Raw genomic sequence first — 14,997 nt, 5'->3', positions numbered from 1 at the left:
CCGGTCGTTTGGCGCCTCCGTAGCAAGCTTGTGGCTGCCTCCGGTGGTCTTCCAACGACATACTGTATGCCGTGTGTCTCCTCAAGTATTTTCGCGGTATTGGCTACCGTTGTTATGTACTCTCCCCACTAAACCTGTCCTGCTTGAATTCTTTGCTACCAGGGCACATATCGTTATGCGTCACTGCTGGAGCGACGCCATCATAACTGAAGCAACAAAATTTTTGCTGTTTTTTTTGCAGCGAGAAAATTTTTAATTCAGTGATAAAATAACATGCGCATCGCGCACCAAAATATGGTAAACGCACCGTTCAGGTGCATATCCTATTTGGCCGCTTCCTTGTTGATGGCGGAAATCAAGTCTTTGCCGATGCGCGCTTCCATTGCTTTTTGCACCGGCATCAGCACGCGGCGCCATTCCGCCTGTTCTTTCACGCTGGGCACATAGACTTCGGTTTTGCCGGACTTTTTGATGGCTTCCAGCGCCAGGTCGTTATCGCGCTGCGCGATGGCTTTTTCAAACGTGGTGGCTTCCTTCATGGCTTTTTCCAGCGCGCTGCGGATATCGGCCGGCAAGCCATCCCAGAACTTCTTGTGCACGATCACCGCATACCCCAGGTAGCCGTGGTTGGTCACCGTCACATACTTTTGCACTTCGTGCATCTTTTGCGTATACATGTTGGAGGGCGGGTTTTCCGTGCCATCGACCACCCCGGTCTTCAACGCCTGCGTGACTTCGGAAAACGCCAGCACTTGCGGAGTCGCGCCCAGCGCGCGCATTTGCACCTCCAGGACGCTGGACAGCTGGATCCGCATTTTCAGCCCCTTGGCGTCGCCTGGCATGCGCAGCGGCTTGTTGGCCGACATCACCTTGAAGCCATTGTCCCAATACGCCAGGCCCGTGATGCCGCGGCTTTCCAGCTTCTTCAGCAAATTCTTGCCGATCTCCCCTTCCGTCACGTTATACAGCGCGGTCTTGGACGGGAAGATGTAGGGCAAATCGAAGGCTTCGAACTCCCGCACGCCCAGCCGGCCGAACTTGGCCAGCGAGGGCGCCAGCATTTGCACGGCGCCCAGCTGCAGCGCTTCCATTTCGTCATTGTCTTTATATAGCTGGCTGTTGGGATAGACCTCGACCTTGACGCGGCCATTGGTGAGCTTTTCCGCCACCTGCTTGAAGCGTTCCGCCGCCTGGCCTTTCGGCGTCTCCGGCGCCACCACGTGGCTGAACTTGATGACAATCGGCGGTGGAGCCGAAGCCTGGGCGCTGGCGGCGATGGCGGCAGTGGCCAATGCAGCGGCCAGGAATTTCAATTTCATTCACGCGTCTCCGGAAGGAAGTACATTATTATGGCTACGTTACCCATTCTGGCCATGCCGTGCAAGCCGGTGCAACTGTGGAAAGCCACAATGGCCGCCAGCCGCCGAGCCGCTACGCTGCCTTGATGAAAACAGCCGCCACCACCACCCTTCGCCCCCTCGCCACCAGCCCGGTGCGCTGGCTGTTGCCGGTCATGCTGGTGCTGCTGTTCCTGGCGATTCTGATCTGGCTGCCGTGGCAGGCGCGCCAGATGGAAAGCAGCGAACGGCAGGAACAATTGATTGCCGACACGCTGTGGGTGGAACAAACCATCCGCTTCCAGCTGGGCCGCCATGAAGACGCCGCGCAGGCGCTGGCCGCCGACCTGGCCGCCGGCCGCATCACGCACGAACAATTGCAGGAGCGGATGAGCCGCATGCTGCAAACCGGCCGCGAGTTGCGCGGCGTGCGCTGGGTCGATGCGCAAGGCCGCCTGGTGGCGGGCTCCGATACCCAGGCCGGGCCGCTCGATGCGGCCGGCATGCTGGTGGCCGACCATGCACGCCGCGCGCGGCGCGGCGTCTACAGCCAGCCGCTGCTCGATGCGGGCGGCGCCACCATCCTGGAATACCACTACCCCGTGTTTGACGGCGAGCGCCACCTGGGCAGCATTGTGGCGTCGTTCAGTGCCGCCGCCATCCTCGATGAAATGGTGCCATGGTGGTTCGCCCAGGATAACCAGATCTCCTTGCTGGACCACGACGACAAGGTGCTGGCGCGCCGCACCGCGGCCGGTCCCGGCCACGGCGTTTACACGCACAAGCGCGCACTGGACTTGCCCGGCGCGGTGGTGACCCTGATGACGGACAGCGTGAAAAGCGAACCGAAGCTGCTGCCGAACTTGCTGGTGGGTTCCGTGATTGCGCTGTCGCTGGGACTGCTGTGGAGCCTGATGGCGCTGTGGATCCACATCTCGCGCCGGCTGCAGGCCGAAGGCGCGCTGCGCCAGCAAATGCTGTTCCGCACCGCGATGGAAAATTCACTGGTGACAGGCTTGCGCGCGCGCGACATGGAAGGCTTGATCACCTATGTGAATCCGGCTTTTTGCCAGATCGTCGGCTATCCGGCGGAGGAACTGGTGGGCCGCAAGCCGCCGATGCCCTACTGGGCGCCGGAAGCCATCGGCGAATACCAGCACCGCTTTGCCGCCATCCTGGCCGGCAACGTGGAACCGCAAGTGGAAACCGTGTTCGTGCGGCCGGACGGCGCCCGCGTGCCGGTGCTGATCTTTGAAGCGCCGCTGGTCGACGGCGATGGCAAACAGACCGGCTGGATGGGGTCCATCCTCGACATTTCCGACCGCAAGCGCGTGGAGGAATTGAACCGGCAACAGGAAGAAAAACTGCAGAGCAGCGCGCGCCTGGCCACTATGGGCGAACTGGCCTCGATGCTGGCGCATGAATTGAACCAGCCGCTGGCGGCCATTTCCAGCTACACCACCGGCGCGCTGAACATGATGGCGCGTGCCGATGGCAAGGGCGAGGCGCTTGATTGCAAGGTGCTGAAACCCGCGCTGGAGCAGGCCGGCGCACAGGCCCAGCGGGCCGGCCAGATCATCCGCAGCGTGCACGAGTTCGTGAAGAAACGCGAACCGCAGCGGCAGGAAGTGGGCGTGCAATCGCTGCTCGACAGTATCGGCGCCCTGATCGAACTGCAGACCCGCAACAAGCATGTGACCTTGCACGTGGTGATTCCGCTGGATTTGCCGCCGGTGCTGGCCGACCGCGTGATGGTCGAACAAGTGTTGCTGAACCTGACCCGCAACGCGATTGAAGCGATGGCGCAAGTGCCGCCCGAACGGCGCACCTTGCACATCGAGGCCTCGTATGATGCGCCGTCGGGCCTGGTCGCGGTACAAATTATGGACCAGGGCCACGGCATTCCGGACGACGTGGCCGAACGGCTGTTTTCGCCATTCTTTTCCACCAAGGCCGAAGGCATGGGCATGGGCTTGAATGTCTGCCGCACGGCGATCGAATTCCATGGCGGCACCCTGACGCACCGCGCCAATCCGGGCGGCGGCACCATCTTCACCTTTACGCTGCCGGCCGCCGCCCCGGCCGCAGCGGCCAACTGAAAGGATTTACCATGCTGCACATCGTTGATGATGAAGCCGTTGTACGCGATTCACTGTCGTGGCTGGCGTCATCGCGCGCGATTCCGGCCAAAGCGTATGGCACCGTCGCGGAATTCCTGGCCTGGGCCGACAAAGGCGATTTCGACCCGCAGGGCGATTGCCTGCTGCTCGATGTGCGCATGCCGGAAATGAACGGCATCGCCGTGTTCGACCTGCTGGCGGCGCGCAATATCACGCAGCGCCTGCCGGTGATTTTCCTGACGGGCCATGGCGACGTGCCGATGGCGGTCGATACGCTCAAGCGCGGCGCGTTTGATTTCTTTGAAAAACCGTTCAACGACAACCAGTTGATGGACCGGGTCGAAGAAGGCCTGGCCAACTCCCGCCAGGCCAGCGAAACGGCCGCCGTCCATGCGCGCCTGGCCACCTTGTCGCAGCGCGAACGGGAAGTGCTGGACTTGATTTTGGCCGGCAAGATGAACAAGGTGGTGGCCGATGAACTGGGCATCAGCATGCGCACGGTGGAAGTGCACCGCGCGCATATCTTTGACAAGATGCAGGTGAAAACCGCAGTGGAACTGGCCGGGCTGCTGAAATAATTTATTGGTGCCGCGCGAGCGCCCACGCCACGTGCTCGCGCACCAGTTCCGAAGGATGGTCCGCCCGCGCTTCCAGCGCCGCCACAATCCGCTCATCCCCTTTGGCCCCCATCGCGGCGGCATTGCCCAACCCCACCGCAATATTGCGCAGCCAGCGCTCATGGCCGATGCGCCGGATCGGCGAGCCTTCCATCCGCTGGTTGAATTCCGCTTCGCTCCACGCGAATAAGTCCACCATGCCGGCACTGCCCAGTCCATGCCGCTCATCGAAATCCGGCAACACGGCGCGCTGGGCGAACTTGTTCCACGGGCACGCGGTCTGGCAATCGTCGCAGCCGTACACGCGGTTGCCGATCAGGGGCCGCAAGGCTTCAGGAATCGCGGTCTTCAGTTCGATCGTCAGGTAGGAAATACAGCGCCGCGCATCGAGCCGGCCCGGGCCCAGGATCGCTTGCGTGGGACACGCGGTGATGCACGCGCTGCACTGGCCGCAGCGCGCGTCGGTCGGCGCGTCGACCGGCAACGGCAAGTCAACCAGGATTTCGCCCATGAAAAACATCGACCCGGCGCTGCGGTTGAGCAGCAAGGTATGCTTGCCGCGCCAGCCCAGGCCGGACTTTTCCGCCAGCGGCAATTCCATGACAGGGGCGGAATCCGTGAAGACGCGGAAGCCAAACGGACCAATGGCCTGGGCAATGCGGTCCGCCAATTGCTGCAGGCGGGCCCGCAACACCTTGTGGTAGTCGCGGCCGCGCGCATACACGGAAATCACCGCCGCCTGCGGGTCTTGCGTGCGGGCCAGTTCGCGGGCGCGCCAGTCTTCATCTTGTGAAGCCGGCAAGTAATCCATGCGGGCGGTAATCACGCGCACCGTGCCCGGCACCAGTTCCGCCGGGCGGGCCCGCTTCATGCCGTGGCTGGCCATGTAATCCATGTCGCCGTGCATGCCGGCATCGAGCCAGGCTTGCAACCCGGCTTCCGCATGCGACAAGTCGATGTCGGCAATGCGCAACTCGGCAAAGCCCAGCGCAGCGCCCCATTCCTTGATGGAACTTGCCAGTTCGTCTAAATTGTAAGAATCGGAAATTGCAGCGGACATTGGTTTTAAAATTGCGGTGCTCGGGGACGATCCCCTCCATTTTACAGATTGATCGACTAAGTCTATGCAGCACTTCAAATCCCACCTCCACGACGAAGCCGGCACGGCCGCACTGGGCGCCGCACTGTCGCGCGCCATTGCGCCGGGCATGGCGATTTACCTGCACGGCGACCTTGGCGCCGGCAAAACCGCCCTGACCCGCGCGCTATTGCATGCCGCCGGCCATACCGGCAATGTGAAGAGCCCGACCTACACGCTGTCCGAACCGTACAGCGTGAGCATGGACGGGCGCGACGTCCAGGTCATCCATTTCGACCTGTACCGCATGAGCAGCCCGGAAGAATTCCTCGACGCTGGCTTCCGTGAAGAGTTCAACGGCAGCAATGTTTGCATTGTGGAATGGCCGGAAAAAGCCGGTTCCGTGCTGCCGCCGGCCGATCTCAGCATTTTCCTGGCTGTGGCAGGCGATGGACGTGATGTAGAATTGCAAGCGTCCTCTGCCTTAGGTTTGTCATGCCTGGAACGCCTCAAATTCGCCCCGAACCTCTGACCGGGTCCCCAGCCACACCCCGCCGCCGTTCCGCCCATCGCCGCACCGTGTTGAAAGCGGGCGGCGCCCTGCTGCTGTCCGTGTTTTCGCCATTGCCGGCGCTGGCCGCGCAAATCCTCGCGGTGCGCGTATGGCCGGCGGAGGATTACACCCGCGTCACCCTGGAAAACGATTCGAACCTGAAGGCGACGCACCTGATCGTCAAGGATCCGTACCGGCTGGTGGTCGACATCGAGGGCTTGCAGCTGACGCCGACCCTGAAAAGCCTGGTGGCGAAAATCCAGCCGAACGACCCGTATATCCGCCAGGTGCGAGTGGGCCAGTTCACGCCGACCGTGGTGCGGCTGGTGTTTGACCTGAAAGCGGAAATCAAGCCGCAAGTATTTACGCTGGCCCCGGCCGGCCAGTACAAGCACCGCCTGATTTTCGACCTGTACCCGGTGCAGGAAGCCGACCCGATCGCCGCCATGATAGAAAAAGGCGACTGGAGCGACATGCCTGGCAGCGCGCCGGCCCATCCGTCCCAGCCTGCGCCCGCCGTGGCCATGCCCGGCACGGCGGTGCAGGCCGGACAGGCCACCCAGGCGGCGCAATCGCCGGTGCTGCTGAAACCGGAACCGGCGCCGGCGCCTTCGGCACCAGTGCCGGAGGTGCCGGCCAAACCCGACGCGCTGGCGCACCGTCCCGCGCCGGAGCGGGATAAGGACAAGGACAGGGACAAACCGGCCGACAAGCCGGCGAAGGTGATGCGCATGATTACCGTGGCGCTGGACCCCGGACATGGCGGCGAAGATCCCGGCGCGATCGGCGCCACCGGGCTGCGCGAGAAAGACGTGGTGCTGGCCATCGCCAAGCGCCTCAAGGCGCGCATTGAACAGCACCCGAACATGCGCGTGATGCTGACGCGCGATGGCGATTACTTCGTGCCGCTCGGCACCCGCGTGGAAAAAGCGCGCAAGGTGCAGGCCGACCTGTTTGTATCGATCCACGCGGACGCCTTCGTGCAGCCGTCGGCGCGCGGTTCGTCGGTGTTCGTGCTGTCGGAAAAAGGCGCCAGCTCGAGCGCCGCACGCTGGCTGGCCAACAAGGAAAACGAAGCCGACAACATCGGCGGCGTTAACGTGCCGCGCCATGATCCGCAAGTGGCCAGCGTCTTGCTGGACTTGTCGACCACCGCGCAAATCACCGACAGCCTGAAACTGGGCAAGGCGGTGCTGGGGGAAATCGGCGGCATCAACCGCCTGCACAAAGGCGCGGTGGAACAGGCCGGCTTTGCCGTGCTGAAGGCGCCGGACATTCCTTCGATCCTGATTGAAACCGCGTTCATCTCGAATCCGGAAGAAGAAGCCAAGCTGCGCAACCTCGATTACCAGGACAAGCTGGCCGATGCGGTAATGACCGGCATCCGCCACTACTTCGCGAAAAACCCGCCGCTCGCCAAGAGCCGCATTGTTTAAGGAATTCCATGATCAGCACTGAAACCATTGGCGCCCTGCCCGCCATCCGCATCACCGCGCCGGACGGCGCGCAAGCCCTGGTGGCGCTGTATGGTGCGCATTTGCTGTCATGGAAAACGCCCGATGGCCGCGAGCGGCTGTTCATGTCGGAACGCTCGCCGCTGGACGGCAGCGCCGCCATCCGTGGCGGCGTGCCGGTGATCTTCCCGCAATTTTCCACCCGCGGCGATGGCCAGCGCCATGGCGTGGCGCGCCTGTCCACCTGGCGCCTGGGCAGCACCGGCAATGAAGGCAACCAGGTGTCCGCTGAATTCCTGCTGACGCAGGACGACGTGCCGGCCACACTGGCACAAGGCTGGCCGCACCGCTTCGCCCTGAGCCTGAGCTTTACGCTCGATGGCGACACCCTGCGCATGGATTACCAGGTCCACAACACCAGCGACGCCAGCTGGGACTTCGCCTGCGCGCTGCACACGTATTTCGCGGTGGGCGAGTTCACGCAAACGTCGCTGCATGGCCTGGCGGCGGGCACGATCGACTTTGCCGGCGCACTGGACGATATCCATCCTGCCACCGCATCGCTGGAACTGCGGACAGCCGATGCGCGCCTGCGCTTGCAGCAACAGGGCTATACGGAATGGGTGGTGTGGAATCCGGGCGCGCAAGGCGCGGCGGCGATTGCCGACATGGCGGACCACGAACACAGCGCCTTCCTGTGCATCGAACCGGCCCGCGTGGACAAACAGCCGCTGGCGGCCGGCGCGGAATGGCAAGGTACGCACAGCGTAACGGTGTTGCCCCGCTAACCCTGGGACAATGAATTCGTAGGGCGGTTTCCGCATGGCGGAAGCCGCCATGCATGCGCCGCGTTGACGCATGCTGGCGGGTTTGTAAAACCCGCCCTACGCAGATACGGCAACACCGGGAGGAATGTCCCGGGGCCGCGATTTACATCGACGCCTTGATCATGCGGCCCGACGTGGGCTGCTTACTGGCCATGCCGGGCCACAGGCCGGTCCAGCCCACTCCGTTACATCGATTCTTTGATCATGCGGCCCGACGTGGGCTGCTTACTGGCCATGCCGGGCCGCAGGCCGGTCCGGCCCACGCCGTTACATCGACTCTTTGATCATGCGGCCCGACGTGGGCTGGATCGGCCGCGAATTCAGCGGATACAAGCGCGAGAACAGCGCCATTTGCGCCGGCGAGGCCTGCAACGGTTCTTTCATCACCAGCCACAGCACGTTTTCCGTGCACGGCGGCGTGGTCAGGGACCCCATGAACGTGAAGTAATCGCGCCGCTGCGGCAGTAAATCGTTGGGGTCCAGCACGATCGATGGCGCCGACACGTCGCCTTTTTCCAGCGGCAGGTTGTTCCACACGGTCTGGATCGCCGGTTGCGGCTTGCCGCGCTCGAGCATCAGCGCCAGCACCGCATGGCGGCCCTCGCCATCCTTGTGCACCAGGTGCACCACCATTTCAAAGCCCTTGCCGTTAATGCGCTCTTCCGATGGACGGTGGAAGTGGAATTGCACCAGTTCATAGGCGCGGTTGCCGACCGTGATGAAATTGCCGCCACCCATGGTCACTTGCACGGTATGGCCGTTGTCTTGCACGTTGAAGGCGGACGGATGGTAATCAAAGACGATCTGTTCCAGCTCGACTTTCATGCCGTCGCGGATATCGATCGGCGACTGGCGGTTGCCGGTGCTGCACTTGATCCAGTCCGAATTGATCTTGTGCCAGTTGGCCGGGCCGATCTCGCCTTCATAGCCCCAATGGGTGCCATTGGCGCGCGGCGGCGGCATCAGGGCCAGCACCTTGGCGCGCGCGTCCGCTTCTTTTTTTGCCTTGGCCGCGGCCGCGGCGCGGGCCGCCTGCTGTGCTTTCATCGCCGCGACTTTTTCCGCAATCCGGGCCTGCAATTCCGCTTCGGCCTGCTCTTCCTTTTCACGTTCCGTCAACGGGCGCGCCTTCTTGCCCTTGTCGGCGCCTTTTTCGTCCGCACTGCCACGGGCGGACGCATTGCCGCCGCCACCGCCCAGCTTCATCGGGCTGACCGGACGGATATTGTCGATGTTGGCTTTAAACCTGTTTGCATTGAGCGACGCATACGAGTTATCGGCAGCGCTGGCCACCGATACCAGGTGAGCCGCACACCAGCAGGCAATCAGGGCGATGAGGTTACGCATGGGATTCCGGGAATGAAATGCTTACCCCGGTATACGGTTGCATAGAAGGAAAACTTGAGCTGTGCAGGACGAAATTAGTGTCCTGTAGGGAAAGAAGGCGGCGCCGCGCCGCCTCCTGGTGCGATCAGCGGCCGGCGGCGCGGCGGTTGCGCATGCGGCGGCCCAGCTTCCACAGCCCACCCAGCGCCAGCGGCCCCAACGCCACGGCCACGCCGATCATGACTATGGTGGTCAAATGGTCACGCACAATCGGCACGTTGCCAAAGATATAACCGGCCACCGTCAGCGACACCACCCACGTCACGGCGCCCGTGATGTTGAACATCTGGAAGCGCGAGAAACCCATGTCCGACACCCCCGCCACGAACGGTGCGAAAGTCCGCACCACGGGCACGAATCGGGCCAGGATAATGGTTTTGCCGCCGTGCTTGTCGAAGAACGCGTGGGTGCGGTTCAGCGCATCCTTGTCGATCCAGCGGTAATTGTGGGTAAACACGCGCTGCCCGATGGCCTTGCCAATCCAGTAATTCGTGGTATTGCCGGTGACCGCCGCGGTAATCAACAGGGCAATCAGGATCGGCAAGTTCATCTGGCCCGTCGCGCACAGGGCGCCGGCAATGAACAACAGGGTATCTCCCGGGAAGAAGAACAGGACAACCACCCCTGTTTCTGCAAAGATAATGAAGAACAGCACCAGGTAAATCAACGTCCCGTACTGCGTGATCAACAGGTCCAGCGTTTTGTCGACATGCACGAGCATGTCCAATACTTGCATGAAATCCATAAAATTCCCGAAAGGTAGCGCCGGAATCATACACCACACTGAGCTGTGATTTACAATCCAGACACACTAAAAACCCGGAGACCCCCTGCATGCACGCGAACACCCCCGCCTTGCTTGCCGCGCTCGCGCTGACCAGCGCCATCGCACAAGCCGCTGAACCTGCCAAAGCCACGCCCCCCAACAAACTGTCCGCCAGCGATGTCATCAAGGCATCCCAGCCGTCCGAATGGCGGCCGCTGGACCCTGCCAATACGCTCTATATGGATTTGCCCGCAGGACGCGTGGTGATCGAGCTAGCGCCGGAATTCGCGCCCAAGCATGCCGCCAACATCCGCACGCTGGTAAAAGAACGCTATTTTGACGGCCTGGTGGTGCTGCGCTCGCATGATAACTATGTGGCGCAGTGGGGCGATGCGGATGAGAAAAATCCCCGTCCGCTCGGTTCCGCGCAGCCCAAACTGGCGGCCGAGTTCACGGTGCCGATGTCGAACGACAAACATTTCGTGCGCCTGCCGGACCATGACGGCTATGCGCCGCAAGTGGGCCACTCGAACGGCTTTCCGGCCGGCCGCGATCCGAAAGCCAAGACCACGTGGCTGGCGCACTGCTATGGCATGGTCGGCGTGGGCCGCGATACGGATGCCGACAGCGGCAACGGCACCTCGCTGTACGCGGTAAACGGCCACGCGCCGCGCCACCTGGACCGCAATGTCACGCTGGTGGGCCGGGTGGTGTCGGGCATGACATTGTTATCGAGCCTGCCACGCGGCACGGGTCCGCTGGGCTTCTATGAAAAACCGGAACAGAACGTGCCGATCAAATCCATACGGCTGGCCGCCGACGTGCCGGAAGCGGAACGCTCGCGCCTGGAAGTCATGCGCACGGATTCGGCCAGTTTCAAGGCCGTGGCGGAATCGCAGCGCAACCGCCCCGGCCCATGGGCCAAGGTCCCGGCCGGTTATATCGAGCTGTGCAATGTCACCATCCCGGTGCGCGAACAGAAATAACGCCCGCCGCTCGCGCAAGCGGCATCGGAGTGGCCGGGGGCGGTGTTTTATAATGGCGGGATGAACGCTCCCGCCCCGTCCCCTGCCCATGAGAACGCCGAATCGCACGCCACCCTGCGCCCGATCCAGGCCCTGCCCGACCAGCTGATTTCCCAGATTGCCGCCGGCGAAGTCGTCGAGCGGCCATCCGCCGTCGTCAAGGAATTGCTGGAAAACGCGCTGGACGCGGGTTCCACGCAAATCACGGTGCGGCTGGAAGAGGGCGGCGTCAAGCGCATCGCCATCACCGATAACGGACGCGGCATTCCGCCCGACCAGATGCCGCTGGCGCTGGCGCGCCACGCCACCTCGAAAATCGCATCGCTCGACGACCTGGAGCACGTCGGCACGCTCGGCTTCCGGGGCGAGGCACTGGCCTCGATTGCCTCCGTGGCCTATGTCACCCTGACCACCCGCACCGCCGATGCGCCGCATGCTTGGGAATTGACGGGTTCGCACCTGGGCACGGTGACCCCGTCGTCCGGCCCCACCGGCACCACTATCGACGTGCGCGACCTGTATTACAACACCCCCGCGCGCCGCAAGTTCCTGAAATCCGAACAAACCGAATACGGCCATTGCGCGGAAATCGTGCGCCGCATTGCATTGGCCCGCCCGGATGTGGCGTTCACCCTGACCCACAACGGCCGCACGGTCGAACACTGGAACGTCAGTGAAATCGCCCGCCGCAGCGCGCAAATCCTGGGCGACGGCTTTGCCGGCGCGCGCCTGCCGCTTGATGAAACCGTGGGTCCGCTGCGCATCCGTGGCTATGTCGGCTTGCCGACCGCCTCCAAAGCCCGCGCCGATGGCCAGTTCTTCTATGTGAATGGCCGCTTCGTGCGCGACAAGGTGCTGATGCACGCGGTGCGCGCCGCCTATGAAGACGTGCTGCACGGCGACCGGTTCCCGTCGTACGTGCTGTCGCTCGACATGGACCCGGCGCTGGTGGACGTCAACGTGCACCCGTCGAAAATCGAAGTGCGCTTCCGCGACAGCCGCGCCGTGCACCAGTGCGTGTTCCACGCGGTGCAGCGCGCGCTGGCCGCCACCTCGGCCACGGCGCATGGCAATTCGCCGTCGCCACTGCCGGCCGCCGGCGCGCTGGAAGCATCCGCTCCGGCCATGCGCCCGCACCAGCAGGCGTCGTTCGGGTCCATCCTGACACCGGACTATCCGGCCACCTTCTCCCCCTCGCCGTTCGGCGCGCGCCAGGACGAGCGGCGCCATGGCAACCTGCCGGGCGTGGCGCAAAGCACGGAGCGCTATGGCGCGCTGTTCCGCCATGACGGCGCGGCCGGCGGCGATGGCGGCGCGGGCTATGCGCCGGCCTATGGCGCTGGTTCCGGCGATGGCGCCGCTACGGCCGGCGACACGACCGGCAGCTTTGCCGCCTCGTCCCAGGCGGGCCGCAGCACGTCATTTACGATCCCGGAAGCCAAGCCGTTCATCGCCTCGTCCGCCGCCATGGCGCAGGAGGAATTCCCGCTCGGCTTCGCGCTGGCGCAGCTGCACGGCATTTACATCCTGGCGCAAAACGCCAAGGGCCTGGTGCTGGTCGACATGCATGCGGCGCACGAGCGCATCCTGTATGAACAATTGAAAAATGCACTCGATGCGCACATCGATGGCCAGGCCATGCAAGTGCAGCAATTGCTGATCCCCGTGACCTTCTATGCCGATGGGGTGGAAGTGGGCACCGTGCATGAACAGCAAGACACCCTGAAAGCGCTAGGCTTTGATATCGCCGCGTTGTCGCCGACCACCCTGGCGGTGCGCACCGTGCCGGCCCTGCTGAAAAACGCCGACGTGCAAACCCTGGCGCGTGACGTGCTGCGCGACGTGCGCGAATATGGCGGCTCGCGCGTGCTGATCGAACGCCGCAATGAATTGCTGGGCACCCTGGCCTGCCACACCGCCGTGCGCGCCAACCGCATCCTGGCGGTGCAGGAAATGAACGCGCTGCTGCGCCAGATGGAAAGCACCGAACGCGCCGACCAGTGCAATCATGGCCGCCCGACCTGGGTGCAGGTGGAAATCAGCGCGCTCGACAAGCTGTTCCTGCGCGGCCAATAAGACTCCCGTTATGACTGATCCCAACAAGCGGCCGCTGGCCGTGTCCATCATGGGCCCGACCGCCTCCGGCAAGACGGCGGCGGCGCTGGCCATTGCCCAGCGCATTCCCTCTGAAATCATTTCCGTCGATTCCGCGCTGGTGTACCGGGGCATGGATATCGGCACGGCGAAACCCACGCGCGAAGAACTGGCGGCCGCGCCGCACCACCTGATCGACATCCTCGATCCGCTGGATGCGTATTCGGTCGCGCAATTCCGCATCGATACCCTGCGCCTGGTCGGCGAGATCGCCGCGCGCGGCAAGCTGCCGCTGCTGGTGGGCGGCACCATGCTGTATTTCAAGGGCCTGGCCGATGGCCTCGATGATTTGCCGGGCGCCGATCCCGCCGTGCGCGCCGCGCTCGATGCGGAAGCGGCGCGCGATGGCTGGCCCGCTTTGCATGCGCGCCTGGCGCAGCTGGACCCGCCCACGGCGGCGCGCTTGAAACCCAACGATGCGCAGCGCGTCCAGCGCGCGCTGGAAATCATTACGCTGTCCGGCCAGCCGATGTCGGCGCTGCTGGCGCAAAAGGAAAAAACCGCGCTGCCGTTTGACGTGCTGCCGCTGGCGCTGGAGCCGTCCGAGCGCGGCGTGCTGCACGAACGCATCGCGCTACGCTTTGACAAGATGCTGGCCGACAGCCCGGATGGCAATTTGATCACGGAAGTCGAAGCCCTGCGCAAGCGCGGCGACCTGCACCTGGGCTTGCCGTCGATCCGCTGCGTCGGCTACCGCCAGGCGTGGGAATACCTGGACGGCACGATCGACTACGCCGCCATGCGCGAAACCGGCATCATCGCCACGCGCCAGTTGTGCAAGCGCCAACTGACCTGGCTGCGCTCGATGCCGGAGCGGGTGGTGATCGATTGCCTGCGGCCGGACGCGGCGGGCGCCGTGCTCGACGCCATCACCGGGACCGGCCGGATCGGGTAACGGCCGCCGGCAGGCTTATTGCTGCGGAGGCGCCGACGCGCCGACCGCGGCCGCATCCATCCACATGATTTCCCAGATGTGCCCGTCGAGGTCCTGGTATGCGCGGCCATACATGAAGCCATAATCCTGCGCCGGGCGCGGCTCCGTGCCGCCCGCATCGAGCGCCTTGTTCACCAGCGCATCGACCGCGTCACGGCTGTCCTGCGACAGGCAAATCAACACTTCCGTCTGCTTTTTCGCATCGGCGATTTCCGTGGTGGGAATGAAGCTCTTGAACTTGTCATGGGTCAGCAGCATCGCGTAGATCGTGTCGGAGATGATCATGCACGTGGCGGTCTCATCAGTGAACTGCTGGTTGAATGTGTAGCCCAGTTTAGTGAAGAAGGTGATGGATTGCTGCAAGTCGGCAACCGGCAAGTTGACGAAGATATTGGTGGCCATGCGGATGTCTCCTGTTATGTAAATGACACGAGGGACGCCAGCATAACAAACCCTGCCCAATTGTGCTGGCAGAAAAATGCGCGTGCCGCCTTGACAGTGGGCAGCATGAGCAACGATAATGCTGGCCGTCTTGGTGATATAGCTCAGTTGGTTAGAGCATCGCATTCATAATGCGGGGGTCGCTGGTTCAAGTCCAGCTATCACCACCATAGATTACATAGTCCCGTCCTTGACAGCCCTCGCAAGAGGCTGCATAATGCGTGGCTCTGGTGATATAGCTCAGTTGGTTAGAGCATCGCATTCATAATGCGGGGGTCGCTGGTTCAAGTCCAGCTATCACCACC

General features: G+C 63.2%; 13 protein-coding genes and 2 tRNA genes. 10 read left to right on the top strand and 5 right to left on the bottom strand.

The genetic code is table 11. The annotated features are described in order from the left end of the window. Positions 1–323: 323 nt before the first annotated feature. Positions 324–1,319: a TRAP transporter substrate-binding protein gene (locus AC1RRC_RS18445; RefSeq protein WP_493056983.1), complete on the bottom strand. Its 996-nt coding sequence runs from the start codon at positions 1,317–1,319 to the stop codon at positions 324–326. 125 nt (positions 1,320–1,444) lie between these two features. On the opposite strand from AC1RRC_RS18445, the gene AC1RRC_RS18440 reads away from it, so the two are divergent. After that, on the top strand, positions 1,445–3,436 hold the full coding sequence (locus AC1RRC_RS18440) for a PAS domain S-box protein (protein ID WP_493056982.1): 1,992 nt from the start codon (positions 1,445–1,447) through the stop codon (positions 3,434–3,436). 11 nt (positions 3,437–3,447) lie between these two features. Beyond that, a complete protein-coding gene (locus AC1RRC_RS18435; protein ID WP_493056981.1) occupies positions 3,448–4,035 on the top strand; it encodes a response regulator transcription factor in 588 nt (195 codons plus the stop codon). A 1-nt stretch (position 4,036) separates the two neighbouring features. Here AC1RRC_RS18435 and queG read toward each other — a convergent pair whose 3' ends face one another. Beyond that, complete coding sequence (queG, locus tag AC1RRC_RS18430; protein WP_493056980.1) at positions 4,037–5,134, bottom strand: tRNA epoxyqueuosine(34) reductase QueG; 1,098 nt, start codon at positions 5,132–5,134, stop codon at positions 4,037–4,039. Between the two features lie 64 nt (positions 5,135–5,198). Between queG and tsaE the strand changes: the two genes are divergently transcribed. From tsaE to AC1RRC_RS18415, 3 genes are read left to right on the top strand one after another with little or no spacing between them, the layout of a single operon-like run. Beyond that, positions 5,199–5,684, top strand: coding sequence for a tRNA (adenosine(37)-N6)-threonylcarbamoyltransferase complex ATPase subunit type 1 TsaE (tsaE, locus tag AC1RRC_RS18425; RefSeq protein ID WP_493056979.1), 486 nt, complete (start codon positions 5,199–5,201; stop codon positions 5,682–5,684). Then, the gene (locus tag AC1RRC_RS18420; RefSeq protein WP_493056978.1) at positions 5,648–7,141 is read left to right on the top strand and encodes an N-acetylmuramoyl-L-alanine amidase; all 1,494 of its coding nucleotides are present in this window, start codon (positions 5,648–5,650) and stop codon (positions 7,139–7,141) included. The genes tsaE and AC1RRC_RS18420 overlap by 37 nt, the downstream gene beginning before the upstream one ends. 8 nt (positions 7,142–7,149) lie before the next feature. After that, positions 7,150–7,947 carry a D-hexose-6-phosphate mutarotase gene (locus AC1RRC_RS18415; protein WP_493056977.1) on the top strand — a complete coding sequence of 266 codons (798 nt, stop codon included), beginning with the start codon at positions 7,150–7,152 and terminating at the stop codon, positions 7,945–7,947. Between the two features lie 306 nt (positions 7,948–8,253). Here the strand turns inward: AC1RRC_RS18415 and AC1RRC_RS18410 are convergent, their stop codons facing one another. Beyond that, positions 8,254–9,333: a carbonic anhydrase gene (locus AC1RRC_RS18410; protein ID WP_493056976.1), complete on the bottom strand. Its 1,080-nt coding sequence runs from the start codon at positions 9,331–9,333 to the stop codon at positions 8,254–8,256. Positions 9,334–9,457: 124 nt separating this feature from the next. Next, positions 9,458–10,117, bottom strand: coding sequence for a VTT domain-containing protein (locus AC1RRC_RS18405; protein WP_493056975.1), 660 nt, complete (start codon positions 10,115–10,117; stop codon positions 9,458–9,460). Between the two features lie 89 nt (positions 10,118–10,206). On the opposite strand from AC1RRC_RS18405, the gene AC1RRC_RS18400 reads away from it, so the two are divergent. Genes AC1RRC_RS18400 through miaA form a run of 3 tightly spaced genes read left to right on the top strand, consistent with a single transcriptional unit; the run spans position 10,207 to position 14,212 of the window. Then, positions 10,207–11,124 (top strand): peptidylprolyl isomerase, encoded by a 918-nt coding sequence (locus AC1RRC_RS18400; protein ID WP_493056974.1) that lies wholly within the window; start codon positions 10,207–10,209, stop codon positions 11,122–11,124. A 60-nt stretch (positions 11,125–11,184) separates the two neighbouring features. Continuing rightward, the gene (gene mutL, locus AC1RRC_RS18395) at positions 11,185–13,239 is read left to right on the top strand and encodes a DNA mismatch repair endonuclease MutL (RefSeq protein ID WP_493056973.1); all 2,055 of its coding nucleotides are present in this window, start codon (positions 11,185–11,187) and stop codon (positions 13,237–13,239) included. Positions 13,240–13,249: 10 nt separating this feature from the next. Then, positions 13,250–14,212, top strand: a complete 963-nt coding sequence (gene miaA, locus AC1RRC_RS18390) for a tRNA (adenosine(37)-N6)-dimethylallyltransferase MiaA (RefSeq protein WP_493056972.1) — start codon at positions 13,250–13,252, stop codon at positions 14,210–14,212. 15 nt (positions 14,213–14,227) lie between these two features. Here miaA and AC1RRC_RS18385 read toward each other — a convergent pair whose 3' ends face one another. Further along, entirely contained in the window at positions 14,228–14,653 is a 426-nt protein-coding gene (locus tag AC1RRC_RS18385) for a VOC family protein (protein WP_493056971.1), read from the bottom strand. A 132-nt stretch (positions 14,654–14,785) separates the two neighbouring features. On the opposite strand from AC1RRC_RS18385, the gene AC1RRC_RS18380 reads away from it, so the two are divergent. Further along, positions 14,786–14,862: transfer RNA gene (locus AC1RRC_RS18380), tRNA-Met, on the top strand. A 59-nt stretch (positions 14,863–14,921) separates the two neighbouring features. Beyond that, positions 14,922–14,995, top strand: a tRNA-Met gene (locus tag AC1RRC_RS18375). Positions 14,996–14,997: the final 2 nt, after the last annotated feature.

The sequence above is a fragment of the Pseudoduganella sp. GW821-FHT12E03 genome, from assembly GCF_058807115.1.
This window is presented reverse-complemented; position numbering and strand designations above follow the sequence as displayed.